This is a genomic window from Candidatus Avelusimicrobium sp. (assembly GCF_050873505.1).
Classification (GTDB): domain Bacteria; phylum Elusimicrobiota; class Elusimicrobia; order Elusimicrobiales; family Elusimicrobiaceae; genus Avelusimicrobium.
In genome coordinates this window covers 24395-45442 of sequence record NZ_JBNMIY010000008.1, presented here as the reverse complement: position 1 = coordinate 45442, position 21048 = coordinate 24395, and the positions used below count along the sequence as shown (strand labels likewise).

The window sequence follows — 21048 nt, the reverse complement described above, 5'->3', positions numbered from 1 at the left end:
TTTTTTATGAACTGGAAACATTATTTTCGTTTTGCACCGCGTGGCAGCCGTATGGAGTTTGCCTGCGTAGGGGCCGCGTGGCAGTTTTTGGGACTGATTTCCCTTGCCTTGCAAACTTTAACTCTGTCCCGTTCCGGGTATTTAACAGCAGGGGCGGCTTTTTTTAGTTTAGGGGTAAGCCTTGCACAACTTATCATTAGTATTTTAATGGCTTGGCTGGCCTTTGCCTCCTTTTCGCGCCGCTTGCACGATATGAATTTCTCCGCTTGGTGGATTGCCGGATATCTTATCCCCGTAACTATCATATCGCTGTTTTTACAAGAAATATGGTGGCTGTTTACACTCTTGGGGCTGGCTATTTGGTTATTTTTATGTTTAAAAAAGGGAACACCCGCTGAAAACCGCTTCGGGGCTGTACCCGCTGTTGGAAACACAATGACACCGCTACTGGTTCTTTTTGCGGTATTAGGATTATTGTTTGCGCTGGGACAAACGGTTTATTCCCGCTGGGTTTTAATGCCCCGCGCCTTATCCGCCACACAATTACAAATTAAATAGGAGGAAATTATGGGATTTTTCGGAAGATTACCTAGACTCGGTTATTTATTACGTTTGTGCATCATCGGCGCGTTTTACGCGCTGGGCGGGCTCCTCGTCCACTTGGGGATGCCGCACGAAGGGACCTCGCTCTTTGGCCTAATTTGTATGTTCTTTGGAAGCGGCTTCGTGCTCCTGGCGCTTTTGATGTGGTGGTTTGCCACCGTACGGCGGTTCCACGATATGGATTTATCCGGCTGGTGGTTTATTTTGGCCCTGCTCTTCCCGCCGATTGTTACGCTGGTGCTGTGTTTTTGGCCGGGCACGCGCGGATATAACCGCTTCGGCTCGCCTTGGTATTAACTTTTTCCGCCCGGCATATTACCGGGCGGTTTTAGTTTGTATATGGTAAAATATAAAGGATAACCCGTTTTTATATTATGGAGAAAACAATGACTTTGGATGAACAAATCAACTTTTTAACGCGCGGCTGTGTGGACGTAGTGTCCAAGGCGGACCTCGCCAAAAAATTAGAGAGCGGCAAAACCTTAAAGGTAAAACTCGGCTGCGACCCGACGTCCGCCGACCTGCACTTGGGGCACAGCGTGGCCCTGTCGCTCTTGCGCAGATTTCAGGATTTAGGGCATAAAGCCGTGCTCGTCATCGGCGATTTTACCGCCGCCGTGGGCGACCCCTCCGGCCGCAACTCTACCCGCCCCGTCTTGCCGCGCGAAAAGATTTTGGAAAACGCCAAAACCTACACCGAGCAAGCCTTTAAAGTATTGGACCCGTCCAAAACCGAAATCCGCTTTAACAGCGAGTGGCTGGACCCCTTTGTAACCGGGAAGGATTTGCTCCAAACCCTGCAAAAAGTAACCGTGGCGCAGGTGTTGGAACGCGACGATTTCAAAAAGCGTATGGCTTCGGGCAACCCCATTAGCCTTTTGGAAGTGTTATACAGTTTGTTCCAAGGGCAAGACTCCGTAGCCTTGCACGCTGATGTGGAATTGGGCGGAACGGACCAGATTTTTAACCTGTTGGTAGGCCGCCAGTTGCAAAAGAACAACGGGCAGGAACCGCAGGTGGCCATTACGGTACCGCTTTTGGTGGGGTTGGACGGCGTGAAGAAAATGTCCAAATCCTACGGCAACTATGTGGGCCTAAACGACGAGCCCAACGATATGTTCGGCAAATTAATGTCTATTCCCGACGAATTAATGCCGATGTACTACGAACTTTTGACGTCCGAAAATATGGACGAAATCAAAGCGATGCACCCGATGGCCGCCAAAAAGAAATTAGCGGGCATTATGGTTACGCGCTTCCACGGTGCGGACGCCGCTAAGGCCGCCCTGGAAAACTTTGAAAAGGTCTTCTCCAAAAAGGAACTCCCCACGGATATGCCCGAATTTAAAGCCGAGGACGGCGCGCTCCTCTCCGCCATTATTTTTGCGGCGGGCGCAGCCCAAAGCAAGAACAAAGCCCGCGGCCTTATTGAACAAGGCGCCGTGCGCTTAAAAGGCGAAAAAGTACCGCAAGACGGCCCCCTGCACTTTGAAGCGGGCGACGTTTTGCAGGTAGGCAAACGCCATTTCTTTAAACTGGTTAAATAATGAAAAAATTCCTCTTGCTTTTAATCTTGTTTTTCTGCCTGGCAATCGGTGGTTGCTGGGCCGTGAAAACTTGCTTTTTAAGCAAGGGGAAATTAGTTGTAGTAACCATTGAGCCGGGCGCCAGCGGTTCCGCGGTAGCAAAAACACTTAAAGAAAAGGGCATTATCAAAAGCCGGTTTTTCTTTAAACTTATCCTGCGTTTAACCTCTTCCGCGCGCGACTTAAAGGCCGGACGCTTTGACTTGCGGGAAAATACCTCGTCCTTTGAGGTTATCAACTGCATTAAAAGCGGCAAATGCACCCACTACGAAAAAGTAACCGTTCTGGAAGGGTGGAGAAGCGAGGAAATCGCCGAAGCGTTGGCGGAGCGCGGCATTACGGACCCGCACGCGTTTTTGGATATCGTCCGCCAAAAGGATTTGGAAGGCTACTTATTCCCCTCCACGTATTTATTTGCCGAAAACACCCCCGCGCAAAAGGTGGTGGACGAAATGTTGCAGCAGTATCGCAACCACATTTCGCCGCTCTTTAAACAATACAAAACGGACTTAACCGAAAAGCAAGTTTTGACGGTGGCCTCTATTGTGGAGCGCGAAGCCATTGTGCACGACGAACGCCCCAAAATTGCGGCCGTCTATTTAAACCGCTTCCGCATTGGCAAACGCTTGGAAGCCGACCCGACGGTGCAATATGCGCTGGGATTTAATTTAAAGGAAAACCGCTACTGGAAAAAGGGCCTGACGTATTCGGACCTGCGGACAAAATCCCCCTACAACACCTACCGCAATGCGGGGCTGCCCCCGGGGCCGATTTGCAACCCGAGCAAGGAATCCGTACTCGGCGTACTCAACCCGCAGCCCAACTTTGAAGCGCTCTACTTTGTTGCCGACCACGGCGGGCGGCACGTTTTTTCCCGCACGTTTGACGAACACCGCGCACACATCCGCCGTATCCGCGGCAAATAATTAGCCTTTACAACTATCCCCCGCAAGTGCTACGATACCCAAAAGGGATACTTTCCCGGGGGAGCGTACTATGCAAAAAGCAAAATTACTCAAAATTTACGTCAGCAGTACGGACACGATTAACCACGTCCCGCTTTACGAAATCATCGCCAAAAAGGCGCAGGAGTTTGGGTTAGAGGGCGCGACCGCGCACCGCGCGATGTTAGGCTTTGGCCCCAGCACCAAGTTGCGCTCAGCGCATTTTTTGGAACTGGTGGAAAAGTACCCGGTACTGATTGAAATGGTGGACGAGCCCGCCAAAATTGACAGTTTTGCCAAAGCCATTGAGCCCGTGTTAAACAGCCAGCCCAAGGGGTGCTTAATGCTGGCGCAAGACATTGAGGTTTTATTTAAAAAGCACGGCACCAAGGTTCAATAGCGGTTCACCGTGTTTTCTGATTAGGTTGTAAGTTCTTGCCGTCATCCTGGAAAGTCGTAGTCCAGGATCTGTCGTTACTAAACAAGAGGAAAACAACAGATTCTGGAACGCTCCGCGCCGGCAAACCTTCCAGAATGACTTTATTTTTATAAACAACAAACAACCCGTGCGGTAGATCCTGAAACAAGTTCAGGATGACCCCTGTTCTACTAACGACAGATTCCCGAGCCCTGCGGGTCGCCAGACCTTTGGGAATGACGGTTTTTTCTCTTTTGGGTGTCATCCCGGAGTGTTTCTATCCGGGATCTCGTTGTTATTATATAAGAGGTCATACTGAGTATAAGACTCTTCTACTTGTCATTCCGGGGCCCGCATACAAGCGGGAACCCGGAATCCAGGAATAAAATAAGGAGTTTTTAATAAACGGACTGGATCCCGGGTCCACGCCCGGGATGACGACAAACGGCACAATAAAACAAGGCTGTTATAAAATAAAAGTCATCCTGAATTGCCGCCCTTACCACTAGGCGGCACCTCGTAAGGTTTCTGTACGGGGTCCATTAATAGGTCTACTGATTGGGTTGTTTGTCGTTAAAAAAAAAGGTCATACTGGAAGGTTTCTGTCCAGTATCTGTTGTTTTCCTCTTTTTTAGTAACGACAGATCCTGGACTACGACTTTCCAGGATGACGGCAACAACTAACAACACATAAGGTAGATTCTGAAACAAGTTCAGAATGACTTCTGTTTTTATATCGCCTTTCGCTACTTTGCCCACAAAAAATCCCCGATACGTAAAGTACCGGGGATTTTTTTAAACGACTTGTAAAACTATTTGATGTAACCGTCTGTGCCACCGTTAGCAATGGATTTGCACATAGAAGTTACATCAGAGGTAGATTTCGTTTTAGTACATCTGCGGGTAATCGTACCAGTAGTACCAATGCCCAATATAATAGCATATTGGTTATCACCGGACGAAATTACCGTCCCGTTGTTGGCACGTTCCGCCACCGCAGAAAAACCAGTAGTAGAAGTACCATTTACCGTGGTCGGGTTGGTAATCGTGATTTTAAAGTTCTTCGTATTAATGGTATTCGTAGCCGTAGAAGTTACGCCCGGCAGCTGAATATCCAGCGCGCTCAAATCACCCGTGTAACTGCCCGTGCTCATTTTATAAATTTCTTCGGCGTTGGCCAAACTACCCAAGAGGGTAATGGCTTCCGTCGCGCGGGATTTCTCCACCGCTTTGGTGTATTGCGGCAACGCCACAGCGGACAGAATCCCGATAATCAATACTACTACCAAGAGTTCAATTAACGTGAAACCTTTATTCATAATATTCTCCTATTGTCTTTTTTTGCGCGCCCAAACGCGCTACTTAAATAGTTTAAATATATTTTAAAATAATTTCAAGTATTTTTTTGCCTCAAAAGCCAAAATGCTATAATAAAGTATATGATAGACAGAATTAAACGTTTGGAAACCCTTTTTTTAGAAGAGATTAACACTCTCATCACCAAAATGGCCGCTAATGGCGATTTTGGCGGCTTTGTAACCATTACGGCGGTGCGCCTGTCCAAGGATTTGGCCAACGCCAAGGTGTATTTTTCCGTCTTCGGCAGCCCCGAGGACAGAAGAAAAACGCAAGACGCGCTTTCGCTTTTGCGCAAGGAAATCGGCGCGGACCTGCGCGGACGCCTGCACTTAAAACGTATTCCTTCCTTTACGTTTGAATACGACGACACGCCGGAAAAAGCCTCCCGCGTGGAAGCCATTTTTCAGGTAATTGAAAAGGAAAAAGAAAATGGAAAATAGAGAAGCGAGCCTGGAAAAAATTTGGCAAGCCGTGCGCGCCGGAAAGAAATTTTTTATCGCCGGGCACTTAAACCCGGACGGGGATTCCTTGGGCAGCACGCTTACGATGACATCGCTTCTGGAACGCTTGGGCAAAGAGGTATATGCCTACTGCGCACCCGCTATCGGCAATGATTTAAAATTTCTGCCGGGGCTCTCTAAAATCCACGTCGGCGTTCTGCCGGAAAAGCCGGATTTTGACACCGTTATTTTATTGGAATGCTCCGACCGCAAACGCGGCGGCGATTTGGAAAGCGTCCTCTGCCAAGCCAAGACCCTTATTAACATTGACCACCACTTGGTAAGCGACGATTACGGCGACCTCAATCACATTGATTCCGTGGCTTCCTCCACCGCCGAAATTATTTTTCAATTTTTTGAAGCCTCCGGCGAGGATAATTTGCTCCCTATGCCCGACGAGGCCACCTGCCTCTATACCGGCCTGGTTACCGATACGGGGCGCTTTGTACACTCCAACACCACCGCCGAGGCCCTGCGCGTGGGCTCTGCCTTGGTTGCCTTGGGGGCCGACGTAAACCAAATCAACCAAGTGATTTACTTTACCAAATCTTACATTGAGTTAAAACTCTTGGGCCGCGCGCTGGAAAAAATGGAAATGCGCTTTGACAATAAGTACAGCCAAATTATTCTTACGCATCACGATTTTGAAGCCTTTGGCGCTACGCCCGCCCAAACGCAGGGAATTGTCAGCCAACCGACGATGATTCCCGGCGTGGAGGTTTCCGCCCTTATTAAAGAGGAGCCGGACAAGGTGTCCGTCAATTTGCGCTCCCGCGGAAGCGTGGACGTAAGCCGTATCGCCCAAACCTTTGGCGGCGGCGGGCACGCGCGTGCTTCGGGCTTTAAAGTTACGGGCAAGAGTGTTGCACAAGTGGCCGACGAACTGGCCGAAGTGGTATTAAATGTCGTTAAAAAACTTGCCTGAACCGCAAAAAAGCGGCCTTTTGCTGATTGATAAACCGGCGGATTTTTCTTCGCACGACATTATTGCCGTGTGCCGCCGGGTTTTAAAAACCAAAAAAATCGGCCACAGCGGTACCCTGGACCCGATGGCCACGGGGCTTTTGATTTTGCTTATCGGGCGCGAAGCCACCAAACGCCAGACCGAATTTTTAACCCTTTCCAAAACTTACTGCGCCGTATTAAAACTGGGCACGGAAACCGACACGTGGGACGCACACGGCGACAAGGTAAACCAACTCCCCGTCCCCCCGCTTACCCAAGCGCAAGTGGAAGAAGCCGCAAAAAAACTTTCCGGCCTTATCCGCCAGCCGATTCCGTTTTTCAGCGCAAAAAAAATCGGCGGCGAACATATGTACGAACTCGCCCGCAAAGGCAAAGAAATAGAACGCCGCTACAACGAAGTTACCGTGGAGTGGCGCAAGGTACAACTGACAAAACCGGACGAAATTGAATTTACCGTGCATTGCTCGTGCGGCACTTATGTACGCTCGCTGGGCTTTTTGCTGGCGCAGGAACTGGGCACGACAGGGCATTTAACCGCTTTAAGAAGGCTTGAAATCGGCCCGTACAGCGTGCAAAACGCCTTTGACGGCAACTTGTTAAAGGGCTGTGAAACCGCCGCGCTCTACGCGCATGTGGAGCCCGTAAACGTATGAAACGCAGACATTTTATCACTATCGGCACTTTTGACGGCGTCCACACCGGGCACCGCCATTTGTTCAGCCATTTGGAAACCTTGGCCGCCGGGGCTTTGTTAAAGCCGCTAGCACTCTATTTTCCGCTCCCCCCCAAAACCTTGCTTTCCGAACACCCGGAAATGAGCGTTTTAACCTTGCCAAAAGAAAAAAAGCGGCTCTTGAAAGCGGCGGGGCTACCCGCAGAAGCGCTTGATTTTAAAGTATGCCAAAATATGCCCGCGCAGGATTTTTTTGAACAGACCTTGCTTGAAAAATACCAAATGGGCGGGTTACTCGTCGGGCCGGACTTTGCCTTTGGGAAAAACCGCCAAGGCGGGATAGATTTTTTACGCGCCGAGTGCGCCAAATATAAAATCCCCTTTTCTGTGGCGGATTTTTACCGTGCGGGCGGAGAGAAAATTTCCTCCTCGCTTATCCGCAAGGTACTGGCGCAGGGTGATATCCGGCTGGCTAATACGCTGTTAGGCCGGCCGTATGAACTTTCCGGCGTGGTGGTAAAGGGCCACAAATTGGGCCGCAAATTGGGCTTTCCTACGGCTAATTTGGATACGGGCATTTACAAGATTTTACCGCTGGGCGTATTTGCCGTAAAGGTGCGCGTAGGGCGCAGACTCTACGACGGATTTTGCAACATTGGATTTCGCCCGACCGTCAATACCTTGCACACCATTTTGCCGCTGGTAGAGGTGAATATCTTTGATTTTCGCCAAAGCATTTACGGACGCAAAATAACCATTTGGTTTGCGGACAAACTGCGCGAGGAAACCAAGTTCAGCGGATTAGAAGCATTAGTCAGCCAATTAAAGCAGGACCGCGAGGAAGCCCGCAAAAAACTGCAAGGCTTTTCACTCCATTAAAAAACCCCGCGCTTGGCAGGGCTTTTCCTTATACTAAAACAAGGTATCTTATTCGGCGTCTTCTTCGTTATAATTGCGCACAAAAAGCACAATATACGCCAGCCAAGTGGCCCCGAAAAAGATAAAAAAGCAGTACGAAAACCACCACAATTTGTTAAGAGGGTTGTAATCCGTCATAAGGGAATCCCATAAAAGGGAGCCCAAAATCACCGCCAAATACCCCCACACGCACAGCGCGAGGAGTTTTAACAACGAGTCAAACGTGCCGACGATAAAACCCTTTTCGGCATACGGTTTTTTTAAATAAGAAATAATCGCTTGCATAAAACTATTCTATTCTCCCTTTATCAAATTGTCAAGTTATTGCTGCATTGCCGGGTCCGTGGCGTTATAGCCAAAGCCTTGGTCGGAGGCTAAGGTCGGGTCCGTAAATCCGGCTGGGGCGGCGCCGTCTGCGCTATATGCGGGGGTAGCCGCGTTCAGGTCTGCTTCAAAATCGTTGCCGGAAGAAGTAGCCGTTTGCGTGGAATAGGTTTCCGGCGTATAGTTGGGGTTATACGCGTCCGGCGCGTTGTTTGCCTGCGGGGTTATGGAATAGGCCTGAGCCAATTCATCCGGCTCCGGCTGCTGGGTAACCTCTTTCATATAGCGTTTGGCCTTAGTTTGGCGCGCCAAAAGACCCGCCTTGGTTTCGTTAGCCAAGGTTACTTTTTGCTCTGCGGACATTGTGCGGGCCGGCTTTTCCTGCGCGGCTTTGGCTTGTTGTTCGGCCTGCAAGAGCGCCTGTTTTTTCTGCGCTTCTTCCAGCGCGATTTTTTCCTGCTCGCTTAACGTATCGTTTGTGAAAGCGGGGAATTTGGACGTATCCACATAATTTTGCGAAACGGCTACGCCGTCTTTATCAAAATACACTTGCTTGCGCTGTTTTTCAGCCTCGGTTGAATCGTCAGCAGGCTTGGCAGATGAAACGCCGTAATACACCACTTCCGGCCCCGGGGCAACAGGGGCAACCTGTTCCGGCGTTAAGCAATATTGCACACGCTGGCGGGTAGTAGCGTCTTGGTGCGCATCCACGCGGGTTTCGCAGGTAGAAGCGCAAAACGCCGGCAAGGCGGCGCTAAAAAGCACAAAAAAAGAAGCGAAGGTTTTTTTCATATTTATCTCCGTACCTTTATGATAGTACATTTTGGGGCGTTTTGCACGAAAATCAGCCCGATTTTTCCCCCATAAACGCTTAGGCGTTGGGAGGGCCCGTTCAAACCCCACGAAAAACGCCCTCTGCTAATGCAAAGGGCGTAAAAAAATGTCACCGGGTGGGCTCGAACCACCGACCTAGCGCTTATGAAACGCTCGCTCTAACCAACTGAGCTACGGTGACGTAAATCTTGTATATTTATTATAACAAAACAAACACCGTTTGCGCAAACTTTTTTATTTTACCGTCGGAGAAATGCTTAATCCACCATTGAATAAATATTCAGTTTTTCGGGAATTTTAGCACTTTTTGCAGCATTAAAATCTTTTTCCGCCAGGTCCGTTTTGCCCATTTTCATATACACAGCCCCGCGCGCGTTGTACACCTCGGCCGCCGGGCGCAGGTTAATCACAGACGTATAATCTCTTACAGCGTCTTCGTAGCGGTCCAGCATAAAGTTCACACCGCCACGGCTGAAAAAGATTTCCACCTTATCCGGCTTTAAACTGGAAGCCAAATTCAGCACGCTTAACGCGTTTTCAAAATCCCCTTTGGCAGCCAAGGTACTGGCGTAGGCGGTATAAGCGTCCACCTGATAGGGGTTATCCTTCAAGACACGCAAAAAATCGTTCTCGGCCAAGTCGTATTCACCTAAAAAGAAATACACCGCCCCGCGCGAAGCGTACCCCTCCAAGTTATCCGGGTTTAATTTTAACGCTTGCGTATAGGCCTTAATGGCTTTATCCGCGTGGCCGTCTTTAAAATAACCGTCGCCGCGGAGCAAATATTCGCTAGATGTAGGCAACGTGGTGCACGCGGCCAACAGGAAAGGGAGCACGAACAAAAGTTTCTTCATAATATCCTCCTAGATGCCAAAATTATAGCACATTGGGCCCATTTTTTTCTAGGTACTTATTTTAAAAAAAATAGGTCCAAAGACCCTGTTTTTAGGTCCCCGCAAGTAGTAATCTATTAGTATAGAAGACGATTTCCTTTTCATCCAAACCGCAGTAGTCCCAAACCCTGCTACTGCGGTTCCCCTTTTTATATAAGGCAAATGGTATAATAAGTAATATGAAAACGCCTAGAATTTCCCTTTTTATTATTGCTAAAAACGAAGAATCAAAAATTGCCAAGTGCATTTTAAGCACGCGCGGACTGGTAAGCGAAGTAATCGTCGTTAATTCTTTTTCCAAGGACAAAACCGCTCTCGTCTGCCGCGAACTGGGCGCGCAAGTGTATGACCGCGCCTTTGACGGGTTTACCTCGCAAAAGAACTATGCTCTTTCCAAGGTAACGGGCGACTGGGCTCTAAACCTGGATGCGGACGAAACGTTATCGCCCGAACTCAAAGAAGAAATCGCCCAAGCCGTCAAAAACCCGGCCTTTGCGGGTTATGATATTCCCTTTTGCAACTACTTTTTAGGCAAAAAAATGCGTTTTAGCGGCCTTAACAAAGAAACGCATTTGCGCTTGGTCAAAACCGGAAGTGCCAAATATGTGGGCGGACTTGTGCACGAGGGATTAGACGTAAAGGGCAAAATCGGCCGCTTGAAAAACGCCATTAACCACTATTCCTACGACACCATTGAAACCTATTTCCGCAAATTTAACCGCTACACCTCCTTGGCGGCGGAACAAATGTACAAAAACGGCAAACGCTTCTCTCTTATTAAAGTAGCGTTTACGCTTCCGTTTGAATTTTTTAAACGCTACATTTTAAAGTTAGGTATCTTTGACGGCGTGCGCGGGCTATTTTGGGCCGCGTTTTCCACCTTTTATGTGCTGGTTAAAAACGCCAAACTTTGGCAATTACAGGAGCAAAAAGAAAAATGACCGTGTGTTTGCTGGCTTTGCTTATTTTGGTAGTATTTTTATTTTGGCGTTTCCCGGTGCTGCGCAAAACGTGGTATCTGCCGCCCAGAAAGGGCTTTGTGGCGTTAATGTATCATCACGTTGGCGTGTTGGACGACCCGGCTGAACAGCAATACCCCTTTACTATGCGCCCGGAAATGTTGGAGCGGCAAATTTTATTTTTAAAATCGCGCGGATATACCTTAGTATCGCTGGACGACGTGCAAACGGCTTATCAGGCGGGGAAATCGCTTATTGAAAAGCCCGTAATGTTCACATTTGACGACGGCTACGAGGACAATTATACCACGCTCTTCCCCCTCTTAAAAAAATACAATGTGCCCGCGCTCATTTTTTTGATTACCGATTACATTGAAAAACGCCCCGGCTATTTGACGTGGGCGCAAATTGACGAAATGCAAAAAAGCGGGCTTGTAACCTTTGGTTCGCACACGTGTTCACACCGCCGCCTGCGCAGTTTATCCGACGAAGAAATTTGGACGGAACTCACGCAAAGCAAGCAAATTTTGGAAGAAAAACTGGGCCGCCCGGTTACGGCTTTGTGTTATCCTTATGGAGCCGGAGGCTTTGACAAGCGCGTCCGCCCGCAGGTGTTTAAGGCTGGATATCTGTTTGATTTCAGCACCAAAAAGGGCGTAAATCCCTGGCCGTGGCGCGGCAAATCCACCTTGCGCCGTGCGTTCCCGCGCGGGGGCGAAACGATGTTTGACTACTATTTGCAAATCACCCGCGGGGAAAGCCGCTTATAATATGCTTTACTTCGCACTTGGGCTCATTATTTTAGCAGGAATTTTGCTTGGAATTGCCTTGCACCGCAAGCCAAATGCACTATTCATATTGGCTTATGAAAAAATCGGCAAGGCACCCAAAAATTCCCGCTTAAAAAACGGGTGGACGAGTGCCAAGCAAATTAAAAAAACGCTTTTATGGCTCCGCAAGCACGGCTTTACCCCGGTGCGTGGAGACCTATCAAACCTGCCCCCAAAACCTGTTTTGCTTGCGTTTATGGGTGGGTACAAGTCCTTTGTCAGCGAGATTTTCCCCCTCTTGCAGGATTTGAAAATGCCGGCGATGCTCTTTGTGCCCGTGAACCTTATCGGTACCTACAATGCGTGGCAGGACCCGCACCAAGAGCCGTGGCAAAATTTACTGACGGAAAAGGATTTAAAAATGCTTGCCAAAAGCGGGCTTATTTCCTTCGGCGCCATTAGCCTAAACGGGGAAGATTTATCCGCCGTGCCCGAGAGCGAAGCCGCCTATTTGGCGCAGGAAAGCGTTTTCCGCCTGCATACGCAACTGGGGTTAAAGGCGGAAGGTTTTGCCTTTTATCCCGCAGGGGACAAGGTAAAAAACCTTACGGATATTGCCCCTAAAAACTTGCCTGTTTTTATAGATAATCCCGCCGTCAATTCTCTAACGCAAAAGGCTGTATTTAACGTATTTTTCCCCCAAAAACACCCCTGGAAAACCGTTTGGAACCTTTTTACCCGCCGCTAGCCCTGCGGGCCGCCACTTGTCCGCGACATTTTGATTAATTGAGCCACACTGTTTTTGTAATGTCGCAAATCAACGAAACGGCAATAATAAATAAAACAAGGCTCGTCGTCCTGAACTCGTTTCAGGACCTACCGCTTGGGTCGTGGTTGTTGCTGTCATCCTGGAAAGTCGTAATCCAGGATCTGTTGTTATTAAATAAGGAGTAGATACTGGACAGAAACCTTCCAGTATGACCTTTATTTCTATAAACATCCAACAACACAATCGGTAGATCCTGAACTAAATTCAGGATGACCTCTTATTTGAATAACAACGAAATCACGGATAAAAACCTTCCGCTCTAACGATACCCTGCGGGCCACCAGTTCAGAATGACCCCTTGTTTAATAAGTGTTCGTTTTCCCTTGTCATCCCCGAGGAATTGGCGGCCCGCAGGGTTCGGGGATCCGTTGTTTCGGAAGAGAACAACAACAGCAAAAAACAGTATTCCTTACCGTCACCCTGAATTTATTTCAGGGTCCAGCCGAACCTTGACTCTCTTGCGCTGGATACTGAAACAAGTTCAGTATGACGACAACAGCAAACAACAGATTCCCGCCTAAAACACTCTGGGATGACGACAAAAAAAGAATCCCCTTATATAAAAAACCGGGCCTTGTAAAAAGGTCCGGTCTCGTGTAACTAAAATATGGGGCCGTAATTAACGGCGGGTCTTTAATTGTGCAAAGTTGGGATACAGCGTATTGGCAAATTTATCCATTTCGCCCTGCCCGCCGCGGATTTTCAAATTCACCGACAGCACATACACATCCTTTGTCAAAATTTCGCGCCAATTATCGGGGAATTTAACAAAGTCCTTAAAGGTGGTAATGAGCGGCAAATTGCCGCGCGTTTCCTCAAAGGTGCGCAGGTTTTCCTCGGTATAGAATTGGTGGTCCGGGAAGCGCCATTTTTGTTTGAGTTCCAAGCCCAATTTTTCAAGGGTATTCTCAAAACTTTCCGGGTGCCCCAGCGCACAGAAGCAGGCCGCCGGGCCTTTAATCGTGCTTAAATCCACCTTTTTGCTTTGGCAAATGTCAAAGTAATATTCGGGAGCGTGAACGCTCTCCAAAATTTCCACCGTATCGTTATACAGGCGGATTTCGTCCTTTACGTCCTCCAACTGGCGCGGAGAAACCAAATCACAATGCGTAAGCACAATCAAATTGGCCCGTTTGAGCGCGGATAAAGGTTCGCGCAAAATGCCGTATGGGAGTAAATGCTTATTACCAAAGGGGTTTTTGGCATCTACCAAAATAATATTGGCATCGCGGTTTAAGCGGTGGTGCTGCAAGCCGTCGTCTAACAAAATAATCTGGCTTTTAAAGCGGCGCAAGGCCTCTTTGGCGGCCTCGGCACGGTCGGAGCAAATTACTATCGGCACCTTGTACTGCGCCAATACGCGGCTCATCATAAAGGGTTCATCGCCCGCCATCCGCCAATCGGCATCCGGGTTATCAAACAGCACCACGGGCCCTTCGGTTTTTTGCTGGCGTTTGTAGCCGCGCGAAACAATCGCCACGCGAAGGCCTTCTTTGGCTAAGGTTGTAGCCGCCAGCAAAACAGCCGTCGTTTTACCGGTTCCCCCCGCCGTAATATTGCCCACGCACACCACACGCGCCGTAACGCTTTCGGCGGTCTTCCAGCCGTTTTCGTACATAGCGCAGTGGAACCACGCCCCCACACCGTATAATTTGGACGCACTCCACAACAACCCGCGCCCCAAGGCGTTATCCTGCAAATTCTCTTTTAATTCCTCTAAATTCATAAACTCCCCTAAAAAAACAAACTTTTAGATATTTTAGCATTTATCAAGCGCTTACAAAACCGGGCGGGAAATGGGGCCAAAATTAGTATAATGGGTATATATGGCAAATACCCGTTTTAAAAAGACTCCGTTGCATTATATCCAATACCTCGCGCTCAAACTGTTTTGTGTGCTGTTTGGGCTGTTACCGTACAAAACCGCCGTTTGGCTGGGCAGAAAAGCCACGGGCTCGGTGCGCTTTGTAATGAAGAAACGCTTTAACCGCTCTGTTTATGATATCCGCCGGGCTTTCCCCAAAATGACGGAAGAAGAAGCCCGCGCCACCGCGCTGGAATCTTGGCGCAATATGGGCGGTATCTTGGCCGAGTTTATTAAACTAACCAAAATGACGCCGGAAGAATTTAAAAAGCACTGCCGCATTATCGGCGCAGAAAAAATGCTAAACGCCCAAAACGTAACGGGCGGAATTATCCACATCGGCCACTTTACCAACTGGGAAGCCTTTGGCGTGGCCGGGGCCGTCTATGGCGTGGATAAGGCCGTTTTGGCGCAGCGCGTGGATAACCCCTATGTAGATGAGGAAACCAACCGCCTGCGCAATATTTTTTCGGGCCGCACCTTTTACAGCAATAACGAGGATAAACCCTTTTTTGCCTGTATGCGCTGGCTGAAAAAGAAAAAAATGCTCGGCATTTTGATTGACCAAAACGCCGGGTCCAGCGAAGTTTGGGTGCCCTTTATGGGGCGCATAGCGGCGTTCTCGCCGATTACGGCCCTGCTGGCTATTAAAATGCAGGTGCCCGTTTTCCCGGTGCGCGTGTGGAGAGAAAAAGACGGAACCATTATGTCCGAAGTAATGGACGCGGTTTATCCCCCCAAAGAATTTAGTATGGAAAATGTCCGCAAGTTTACCAAAACCTTGGTAGGCTATTATGAGGATTGGTTGAAGGCCAACCCGGCTTCCTGGCTGTGGGCGCACAACCGCTGGAAACGCGAAGCCGAGGGCGAAGCGTATTTGAAGGCTCACCCGGAGGAACGCGTATGAGCGGGAAAATAAAAGCCGTTTTTATGGATAGGGACGGCACCATCATCCACGAAAAGCCCGGCACCTATTTAAGCGACCCCGCCAAGGTCCGCCCCTACAAAAGCGCGGCCCCGGCTTTATCCCTTTTAAAGGAGCACGGCTTTAAACTTTTTATTGTTTCCAACCAATCGGGCATCGGGCGCGGATACTTTACCGAAAAAGAGGTAAATAAAGTCCACGCGCGGCTTTTAGAACTGTTAAAACCCGCCAAAATAGAGGAAATCGTCTTCTGCCCGCACGCCCCCACCGAAACGTGCGACTGCCGTAAACCCAAACCCAAATTAGGCCTTTACCTGATTAACAAATATCACATTGATACAGCCCACTCCTATATGATTGGAGACAAAAAAGCCGATGTGGAATTTGGCCACAACATAGGGGTAAAGTCTGTGCTGGTTACAACGGCAAATGGCAAAAATCATTTAAAAAAATATCCCGATTTAAAGCCGGAAAAAGTAGCCACTAACCTTTTAAACGCCGCCCGCTTTATTGTGGCGGACGACGGAGCGGCTAATGGCAAATAAGTCTTTATGCGCTTTGTTTGCGGCTGTTTTTCTGCTCTGTGCGTGCGCGCATAAGCAGGCGGAGTCCACCGCTCAAAAGGTCATTTCCGCCCCACTACTTGCAGAAGCCAAACCAGCCTCGTCCGAAAAGGCTTCCACCCAAACCACAGCCCCCGCTACACCCACCAAAACCGTTTTATCCGCCACCGCTCAGCCGGAACAAACGCTAAACCCTCAACCTGAAAAAGAGCCCGCAATCACGCCCGAAAGCCGCGTGGGACAGGCGAGGAAACAACAAGTTTTATCTTCCCCTACGCCCGATGAAAAATCGTTTGAGGGCGAGGAGTTAATTTCTTTGGAAGGCCGCCGGTTAAGCCCTCTTGCCTATACCGCCGTTTCGCCTGAAAAAACCTCGGCCGCTTGGAGCGGGGAAGAATTAAAATACGGCCTTTATTACTCGTTTATCAAGGCTGGCACCGCCTATATCAAAAACCGTGGTGTTACCACGGCCAACGGGCGCAAGGCCTACCTCATCCAAACAACGGCCTTTTCTGCCTCGGTTATTGACGCATTTTTTAAAGTGCGCGACGTAAATTATTCTTGGATTGATGCCGAGAACTTTTATTCGCTTGGCTACACGCAAAGCGTGCGCGAGGGCAACTACAAGCGAGACGAGTGGCTGACCTTTGACTATGACAATAAAGTCTATTATGGCGAGGTGCAAAAGAAGGAAGCCCCGCGCGTGCTGTCCGGCGCGCTTTCCCAACGGGTGCTGGATATGCTTTCCTCGCTCTATTTCGTGCGCGCGCAAACCTTAACCAAAGGGCAGGACATTATTTTTGATATCATCAACCGCGAAAAGCAATACCCCCTTGTCGTAAAAGTATTAGGCAAGGAAACGGTAAAAACCGCGGCAGGCAAATTTGACTGTATTGTAGTAGAACCGCAATTTAGGGGAGAAGGCATCTTTGTCAGCAAGGGCAAAAGTTTAAAGGTCTGGCTAACGGATGACGCCTATAAAATGCCCGTTAAAATGAAAACGGAAGTTTTTATCGGCAGCGTCTCCGCCGAACTACTGGAATACAAACGCAATTAAAGATATAATGGATAAATACAAAGGAGCGTCTAATGACAACCGTACCAACCAAACGCTTAAAAGAAATTTTAAATCATTTTGAAGGACAAGAAATCATCGTGGTGGGCGATATTATGCTTGACCACTTTATTAAGGGCACCGTCAGCCGTATTTCGCCGGAAGCGCCGGTGCCGGTAGTAGATGTAAAAAAGGAATTTTTCGTAGCCGGCGGCGCGGGCAACGTAGCCGTCAATTTGGCTGCCTTGGGTGCTAAACCCGTATTGGTGTCCGTCGTAGGGCAGGACCTTGGCGGCGAAATGTTAAAGGGTTTTTTACGCGATAAAAAAGTAAACATTTACGGCGTAACCGAAGACCCGGACCGCCCGACCACGCAAAAAATCCGCGTAATGGCCGAGCAGCAGCAAATCGTCCGTTTTGACCGCGAAAGCAAAAAAACCATTTCCCCCGCCGTTTCCAGCCAATGTATGAAGAGTTTTGAACTGGCTATCAAAACGGCCAAGGGCGTTATTTTGTCCGACTATGGCAAGGGGATGCTGTCGGACCACAACATTAAAACCATTGTGGATATGTGCCGCAAACACAAAATCCCGGTGTGCGTGGACCCCAAAATTGACAACTTTAAAAAGTACAAAAATATTACCTGTATGACCCCCAACACCAAGGAAGCCTGGGAAGGTGCTGGCGACTCCCCCAAAACGGGCGAGGAAGCCATTGAAAAACTGGGCAATAAGATTTTAAAGATGTTGGATGCTGATTCTATTTTAATCACCCGCAGCGCAGACGGTATGAGTTTGTTTGAAAAGGGTAATGAAAAACCCATTACCATTAAAGCCACCGCGCGCGAAGTGTATGACGTTACGGGTGCGGGCGATACGGTCATTTCCGTTTTTACGTTGGCGTTAGCCGCCGGGGCCAAATTGCCCGAAGCGGCGGTACTGGCCAACTACGCGGCGGGGATTGTGGTGGAAAAATCCGGCACGGCCACCGCTACGCGTGAAGAAATTGAAGGAGTTTTAAAATGAGTGATGTGTTAATCGCTATTCCGGCGCGTTACGGGTCTTCCCGTCTGCCGGGCAAAATGCTTAAATTATTGGCCGGAAAGCCGGTTATCCAGCACGTGTACGAAGCGTGCGTAAAGGCCAATGTGGGCGACGTAATTATCGCCACGGAATCCCCCCTGGTGGTGGAAGCCGTAGCCAAATTTGGCGCGACAGCCGTTTTAACCAGCGACCAATGCCAAAGCGGCACGGACCGCATTTACGAGGCCGCCCAAAACCGCCCCGAAAAATTTATTATTAACGTACAGGGCGATGAACCCTTTATCAAGGCGGAAACGGTGTTTGCCGTGGCCGAACTGTTAAAGACCGACCCGACCTGCGACATTTCCACCGCCGTTACGGGCACCTTGGACGAGGACAAAATCAATAACCCCAACTGCGTAAAGGCCGTTATCGCCAAAGACGGCCGCGCGCTGTATTTCTCGCGCTCCCGCGTGCCCTACAAACGGGAACTGACCGAAGAAAACAAAAAGGTTCCCTATTGGCAACACTGCGGCATTTACGGCTATCGCCGCGAAGCGTTAAAACGCTTTGTGGAACTGCCGATGAGCCCGCTGGAACAGTTGGAAAGACTGGAACAGTTACGCGCCTTGGAAGACGGTATGACCATCAAATGCGCGGTCATCAGTTCAGCCGGCCCGGCGATTGACACGGCCCAAGACCTGGAAGCCGCCGAAAAGTATTTTAAAGAACACAAATAACAGGACTCCCGCCTCCCGGCGGGAGTTTTTCTGTAAGTAAAAACCGTTTTATTTTTATTTAAGGAGTCGTTTTATTATGTCAAAATTCATTATCATCACCGGCGGCGTAGTTAGTTCGCTTGGCAAGGGCATTTCCGGCGCGAGCATCGGCAAACTCTTGCAGTTAAACGGCCTTACCGTCAATATGATTAAGTGCGACCCGTACATTAACGTGGACCCGGGCACGATGAGCCCGTACCAGCACGGCGAAGTGTTTGTAACCACGGACGGGGCGGAAGCGGACCTTGATTTAGGCCACTACGAACGCTTTTTGGACGTGAATATGACCCGCGCCAACACCAACACCGCGGGCAGCATTTACCAAACCGTTATTGATAAGGAACGCCGCGGCGAATATTTGGGCGCCACAGTGCAGGTCATCCCGCACATTACCAACGAAATCAAACGCCGCTTTACCGCGTTTGAAAACGAGTGCGACGTTTCTATTATTGAAATCGGCGGTACCGTGGGCGATATTGAATCCCTGCCGTTTTTGGAAGCCGCCCGCCAACTGCGCTTGGAAAAGGGCCCGCAAAACGTCATTTGCGTACACGTTACGCTCATCCCCTATATTGCCGTGGCGCAAGAACTGAAAACCAAGCCCACGCAACACTCCGTCAACAAACTGCGCGAAGTGGGCATTGAGCCCAGTATGCTCATTTGCCGCACGGAAAAGCCGTTAAGCCAGCACTTAAAGGAAAAATTATCCCTCTTTTGCAGTGTGCCCGCGCAGGCGGTTATTGAGTGCGCCGATGCAAAATCCATTTACCACGTTCCGGAAATGTTCTACAAACAGGGCGTGGATAAGCAAATTATCTCCCTCTTGGGCTTAAAACCCACGAAAGAAATTGACCCCAAATGGTTTGAATTTTTTGATAAGGCACTTAATCCCAGCAAGTCGGTTAAAATCGCTATTGCGGGCAAATATGCCGAGTTCCAAGAGGCGTATAAGTCCGTACACGAGGCCTTAAAGCACGCCGGGATGAACAACGACGCCAAGGTGGAAGTGGTTTACATCAACACCGAAAAAGACAAGGTGGAAGAAAAATTAAAAACGGTGGACGGCATTTTGATTCCGGGCGGCTTTGGCGGACGCGGCATTGAGGGCAAAATCGCCACCGTCAAATACGCACGCGAACACAAGGTTCCGCTCTTGGGCATTTGCCTGGGTATGCAATGCGTGGTGATTGAAGCCGCGCGCAACCTGTGCGGTCTGCACGACGCCAATTCCACCGAATTTGACCCCACCACGCAGGACCCGGTGGTAGATTTAACCCCCCAGCAGAAAAATGTGGTTTACAAGGGCGGCACGATGCGCCTGGGCAACTACACCGCGGACTTGAAGGAAGGCTCGTTGGCGCGCCGTTTATACGGCAAGGACCGCATTGTGGAACGCCACCGCCACCGCTACGAATTTAACCCGGCGTATGTAAAGCAGTTGGCCGATGCGGGTTTAACCGTGTCCGGCTGGCACGAAGGCGTGCTGCCCGAAATTGTGGAACGCCAAGACCACCCGTATTTTATTGCGGGCCAATTCCACCCGGAATTTGGTTCCCGCCCCTTACGCCCGCATCCGCTGTTTGACGGGCTCATCAAGGCCAGTTTAAAAAACAAAGAAAATAAAAATAAATAGCAGTAGCAGAAAGGCCTTGGCATATAAAAGCCAAGGCCTTTCAAAATACTATGGCAAGAATTCTAATATTTAGGCATTTAATTTAAGCGGTATAACTTTCCACCTACACCTAAAACCGTACCACTTATTAAACTGCCGTTCATTGAACGACACAGATTTTCCGCATCTGTACTATATGCCACGCAGGCGGTTACCCCCGCTAGGCCCATACTATAATTTTTACTGTACCGAATAAAACCAAAATCAGGTTTAGTCTTAGATCCAGAAGCCGGGATATAAGCCCCATATGTAAAAAAATTGCCAGCCTCATAAGAGTAAACAATATAATAATAATTACCATTTTTGATATGCGAAGCAGACGATGCTCCCGAAATACCCCCTATATTTCCACTAAAACTTTCTCCGGGAATTGTCAAATCCAAGTCAGAAAAATTACTGGTATATGTACTATTTGCCAAATAATATATTTCTTCTGCCTGATACACAGAAGCAGTCATAGTCTGCAGTTGTGTCATCCTGGCTTTCTGTACGCTCCGAGTATATTGCGGCAACGCGACTGCCGATAAAATACCAATAATAAGTACCACTACCAATAATTCAATTAAAGTAAAACCTTTCATTTATATCTCCTT

The 21048-nt window shown here is 49.0% G+C and carries 24 protein-coding genes and 1 tRNA gene; 18 read left to right on the top strand and 7 right to left on the bottom strand.

The window, feature by feature from the left end; translation table 11 throughout:
- The first annotated feature begins 6 nt into the window (after nt 1-6).
- The 5 genes from ACR0QV_RS05815 (at nt 7) to ACR0QV_RS05795 (ending at nt 3533) form a co-directional block, all read left to right on the top strand.
- Nucleotides 7-558, top strand: coding sequence for a DUF805 domain-containing protein (locus ACR0QV_RS05815; protein ID WP_432635347.1), 552 nt, complete (start codon nt 7-9; stop codon nt 556-558).
- A gap of 9 nt (nt 559-567) precedes the next feature.
- The gene (locus tag ACR0QV_RS05810) at nt 568-900 is read left to right on the top strand and encodes a DUF805 domain-containing protein (RefSeq protein WP_432635345.1); all 333 of its coding nucleotides are present in this window, start codon (nt 568-570) and stop codon (nt 898-900) included.
- Nucleotides 901-989: 89 nt separating this feature from the next.
- Nucleotides 990-2150 carry a tyrosine--tRNA ligase gene (gene tyrS / locus ACR0QV_RS05805; protein ID WP_432635343.1) on the top strand — a complete coding sequence of 387 codons (1161 nt, stop codon included), beginning with the start codon at nt 990-992 and terminating at the stop codon, nt 2148-2150.
- Complete coding sequence (gene mltG / locus ACR0QV_RS05800; protein WP_432635341.1) at nt 2150-3115, top strand: endolytic transglycosylase MltG; 966 nt, start codon at nt 2150-2152, stop codon at nt 3113-3115. The genes tyrS and mltG overlap by 1 nt, the downstream gene beginning before the upstream one ends.
- A 70-nt stretch (nt 3116-3185) precedes the next feature.
- Entirely contained in the window at nt 3186-3533 is a 348-nt protein-coding gene (locus tag ACR0QV_RS05795; protein ID WP_432635339.1) for a DUF190 domain-containing protein, read from the top strand.
- A gap of 830 nt (nt 3534-4363) precedes the next feature.
- Here ACR0QV_RS05795 and ACR0QV_RS05790 read toward each other — a convergent pair.
- Nucleotides 4364-4870 (bottom strand): type IV pilin protein, encoded by a 507-nt coding sequence (locus ACR0QV_RS05790; RefSeq protein WP_432635337.1) that lies wholly within the window; start codon nt 4868-4870, stop codon nt 4364-4366.
- Between the two features lie 120 nt (nt 4871-4990).
- Here ACR0QV_RS05790 and rbfA point away from each other — a divergent pair, with 120 nt between their 5' ends.
- The 4 genes from rbfA to ribF are packed head-to-tail and all read left to right on the top strand — an operon-like array spanning nt 4991 to nt 7928.
- A complete protein-coding gene (rbfA, locus tag ACR0QV_RS05785; protein ID WP_177747187.1) occupies nt 4991-5350 on the top strand; it encodes a 30S ribosome-binding factor RbfA in 360 nt (119 codons plus the stop codon).
- On the top strand, nt 5340-6335 hold the full coding sequence (locus ACR0QV_RS05780; RefSeq protein ID WP_432635335.1) for a DHH family phosphoesterase: 996 nt from the start codon (nt 5340-5342) through the stop codon (nt 6333-6335). Before rbfA ends, ACR0QV_RS05780 begins: the two co-directional genes overlap by 11 nt.
- On the top strand, nt 6313-7029 hold the full coding sequence (gene truB / locus ACR0QV_RS05775) for a tRNA pseudouridine(55) synthase TruB (RefSeq protein ID WP_432635333.1): 717 nt from the start codon (nt 6313-6315) through the stop codon (nt 7027-7029). Before ACR0QV_RS05780 ends, truB begins: the two co-directional genes overlap by 23 nt.
- Nucleotides 7026-7928, top strand: coding sequence for a riboflavin biosynthesis protein RibF (gene ribF, locus ACR0QV_RS05770; protein ID WP_432635331.1), 903 nt, complete (start codon nt 7026-7028; stop codon nt 7926-7928). Before truB ends, ribF begins: the two co-directional genes overlap by 4 nt.
- Nucleotides 7929-7976: 48 nt before the next feature.
- On the opposite strand, the gene ACR0QV_RS05765 is transcribed toward ribF, so the two are convergent.
- From ACR0QV_RS05765 to ACR0QV_RS05750, 4 genes are all read right to left on the bottom strand, one after another.
- Nucleotides 7977-8252 (bottom strand): hypothetical protein, encoded by a 276-nt coding sequence (locus ACR0QV_RS05765; RefSeq protein WP_428054336.1) that lies wholly within the window; start codon nt 8250-8252, stop codon nt 7977-7979.
- Between the two features lie 36 nt (nt 8253-8288).
- Complete coding sequence (locus ACR0QV_RS05760; protein ID WP_432635329.1) at nt 8289-9083, bottom strand: hypothetical protein; 795 nt, start codon at nt 9081-9083, stop codon at nt 8289-8291.
- A 149-nt stretch (nt 9084-9232) separates the two neighbouring features.
- Nucleotides 9233-9306 (bottom strand) — tRNA-Met (locus ACR0QV_RS05755).
- Between the two features lie 76 nt (nt 9307-9382).
- Nucleotides 9383-9979 carry a tetratricopeptide repeat protein gene (locus ACR0QV_RS05750; protein ID WP_432635327.1) on the bottom strand — a complete coding sequence of 199 codons (597 nt, stop codon included), beginning with the start codon at nt 9977-9979 and terminating at the stop codon, nt 9383-9385.
- A 218-nt stretch (nt 9980-10197) separates the two neighbouring features.
- Between ACR0QV_RS05750 and ACR0QV_RS05745 the strand changes: the two genes are divergently transcribed.
- Genes ACR0QV_RS05745 through ACR0QV_RS05735 form a run of 3 tightly spaced genes read left to right on the top strand, consistent with a single transcriptional unit; the run spans nt 10198 to nt 12495 of the window.
- On the top strand, nt 10198-10959 hold the full coding sequence (locus ACR0QV_RS05745; protein WP_432635325.1) for a glycosyltransferase family 2 protein: 762 nt from the start codon (nt 10198-10200) through the stop codon (nt 10957-10959).
- A complete protein-coding gene (locus ACR0QV_RS05740; protein ID WP_432635323.1) occupies nt 10956-11747 on the top strand; it encodes a polysaccharide deacetylase family protein in 792 nt (263 codons plus the stop codon). The genes ACR0QV_RS05745 and ACR0QV_RS05740 overlap by 4 nt, the downstream gene beginning before the upstream one ends.
- A 1-nt stretch (nt 11748) precedes the next feature.
- Nucleotides 11749-12495, top strand: coding sequence for a polysaccharide deacetylase family protein (locus tag ACR0QV_RS05735; protein ID WP_432635321.1), 747 nt, complete (start codon nt 11749-11751; stop codon nt 12493-12495).
- A gap of 700 nt (nt 12496-13195) precedes the next feature.
- Here the strand turns inward: ACR0QV_RS05735 and lpxK are convergent.
- Nucleotides 13196-14302 (bottom strand): tetraacyldisaccharide 4'-kinase, encoded by a 1107-nt coding sequence (gene lpxK / locus ACR0QV_RS05730; protein WP_432635319.1) that lies wholly within the window; start codon nt 14300-14302, stop codon nt 13196-13198.
- Nucleotides 14303-14402: 100 nt separating this feature from the next.
- Here lpxK and ACR0QV_RS05725 point away from each other — a divergent pair, with 100 nt between their 5' ends.
- From ACR0QV_RS05725 to ACR0QV_RS05700, 6 genes are all read left to right on the top strand, one after another.
- Nucleotides 14403-15347 carry a lysophospholipid acyltransferase family protein gene (locus tag ACR0QV_RS05725; RefSeq protein ID WP_432635317.1) on the top strand — a complete coding sequence of 315 codons (945 nt, stop codon included), beginning with the start codon at nt 14403-14405 and terminating at the stop codon, nt 15345-15347.
- Nucleotides 15344-15910, top strand: coding sequence for a D-glycero-alpha-D-manno-heptose-1,7-bisphosphate 7-phosphatase (locus tag ACR0QV_RS05720; protein ID WP_432635315.1), 567 nt, complete (start codon nt 15344-15346; stop codon nt 15908-15910). Before ACR0QV_RS05725 ends, ACR0QV_RS05720 begins: the two co-directional genes overlap by 4 nt.
- A complete protein-coding gene (locus ACR0QV_RS05715) occupies nt 15900-16985 on the top strand; it encodes a DUF3108 domain-containing protein (protein ID WP_432635313.1) in 1086 nt (361 codons plus the stop codon). The genes ACR0QV_RS05720 and ACR0QV_RS05715 overlap by 11 nt, the downstream gene beginning before the upstream one ends.
- Nucleotides 16986-17017: 32 nt before the next feature.
- Nucleotides 17018-18007: a D-glycero-beta-D-manno-heptose-7-phosphate kinase gene (rfaE1, locus tag ACR0QV_RS05710; RefSeq protein ID WP_432635311.1), complete on the top strand. Its 990-nt coding sequence runs from the start codon at nt 17018-17020 to the stop codon at nt 18005-18007.
- A complete protein-coding gene (gene kdsB, locus ACR0QV_RS05705) occupies nt 18004-18744 on the top strand; it encodes a 3-deoxy-manno-octulosonate cytidylyltransferase (RefSeq protein ID WP_432635309.1) in 741 nt (246 codons plus the stop codon). The genes rfaE1 and kdsB overlap by 4 nt, the downstream gene beginning before the upstream one ends.
- Before the next feature lie 76 nt (nt 18745-18820).
- Complete coding sequence (locus ACR0QV_RS05700) at nt 18821-20416, top strand: CTP synthase (protein WP_432635307.1); 1596 nt, start codon at nt 18821-18823, stop codon at nt 20414-20416.
- A gap of 77 nt (nt 20417-20493) precedes the next feature.
- Here ACR0QV_RS05700 and ACR0QV_RS05695 read toward each other — a convergent pair whose 3' ends face one another.
- Complete coding sequence (locus tag ACR0QV_RS05695) at nt 20494-21036, bottom strand: type IV pilin protein (RefSeq protein WP_428039717.1); 543 nt, start codon at nt 21034-21036, stop codon at nt 20494-20496.
- Nucleotides 21037-21048: the final 12 nt, after the last annotated feature.

Coding starts and splice junctions, on each gene's coding strand:
- ACR0QV_RS05815 (WP_432635347.1), top strand. CDS start 7: ATGAACTGGAAACATTATTTTCGTTTTGCACCGCGTGGCAGCCGTATG.
- ACR0QV_RS05810 (WP_432635345.1), top strand. CDS start 568: ATGGGATTTTTCGGAAGATTACCTAGACTCGGTTATTTATTACGTTTG.
- tyrS (WP_432635343.1), top strand. CDS start 990: ATGACTTTGGATGAACAAATCAACTTTTTAACGCGCGGCTGTGTGGAC.
- mltG (WP_432635341.1), top strand. CDS start 2,150: ATGAAAAAATTCCTCTTGCTTTTAATCTTGTTTTTCTGCCTGGCAATC.
- ACR0QV_RS05795 (WP_432635339.1), top strand. CDS start 3,186: ATGCAAAAAGCAAAATTACTCAAAATTTACGTCAGCAGTACGGACACG.
- ACR0QV_RS05790 (WP_432635337.1), bottom strand. CDS start 4,870: ATGAATAAAGGTTTCACGTTAATTGAACTCTTGGTAGTAGTATTGATT.
- rbfA (WP_177747187.1), top strand. CDS start 4,991: ATGATAGACAGAATTAAACGTTTGGAAACCCTTTTTTTAGAAGAGATT.
- ACR0QV_RS05780 (WP_432635335.1), top strand. CDS start 5,340: ATGGAAAATAGAGAAGCGAGCCTGGAAAAAATTTGGCAAGCCGTGCGC.
- truB (WP_432635333.1), top strand. CDS start 6,313: ATGTCGTTAAAAAACTTGCCTGAACCGCAAAAAAGCGGCCTTTTGCTG.
- ribF (WP_432635331.1), top strand. CDS start 7,026: ATGAAACGCAGACATTTTATCACTATCGGCACTTTTGACGGCGTCCAC.
- ACR0QV_RS05765 (WP_428054336.1), bottom strand. CDS start 8,252: ATGCAAGCGATTATTTCTTATTTAAAAAAACCGTATGCCGAAAAGGGT.
- ACR0QV_RS05760 (WP_432635329.1), bottom strand. CDS start 9,083: ATGAAAAAAACCTTCGCTTCTTTTTTTGTGCTTTTTAGCGCCGCCTTG.
- ACR0QV_RS05750 (WP_432635327.1), bottom strand. CDS start 9,979: ATGAAGAAACTTTTGTTCGTGCTCCCTTTCCTGTTGGCCGCGTGCACC.
- ACR0QV_RS05745 (WP_432635325.1), top strand. CDS start 10,198: ATGAAAACGCCTAGAATTTCCCTTTTTATTATTGCTAAAAACGAAGAA.
- ACR0QV_RS05740 (WP_432635323.1), top strand. CDS start 10,956: ATGACCGTGTGTTTGCTGGCTTTGCTTATTTTGGTAGTATTTTTATTT.
- ACR0QV_RS05735 (WP_432635321.1), top strand. CDS start 11,749: ATGCTTTACTTCGCACTTGGGCTCATTATTTTAGCAGGAATTTTGCTT.
- lpxK (WP_432635319.1), bottom strand. CDS start 14,302: ATGAATTTAGAGGAATTAAAAGAGAATTTGCAGGATAACGCCTTGGGG.
- ACR0QV_RS05725 (WP_432635317.1), top strand. CDS start 14,403: ATGGCAAATACCCGTTTTAAAAAGACTCCGTTGCATTATATCCAATAC.
- ACR0QV_RS05720 (WP_432635315.1), top strand. CDS start 15,344: ATGAGCGGGAAAATAAAAGCCGTTTTTATGGATAGGGACGGCACCATC.
- ACR0QV_RS05715 (WP_432635313.1), top strand. CDS start 15,900: ATGGCAAATAAGTCTTTATGCGCTTTGTTTGCGGCTGTTTTTCTGCTC.
- rfaE1 (WP_432635311.1), top strand. CDS start 17,018: ATGACAACCGTACCAACCAAACGCTTAAAAGAAATTTTAAATCATTTT.
- kdsB (WP_432635309.1), top strand. CDS start 18,004: ATGAGTGATGTGTTAATCGCTATTCCGGCGCGTTACGGGTCTTCCCGT.
- ACR0QV_RS05700 (WP_432635307.1), top strand. CDS start 18,821: ATGTCAAAATTCATTATCATCACCGGCGGCGTAGTTAGTTCGCTTGGC.
- ACR0QV_RS05695 (WP_428039717.1), bottom strand. CDS start 21,036: ATGAAAGGTTTTACTTTAATTGAATTATTGGTAGTGGTACTTATTATT.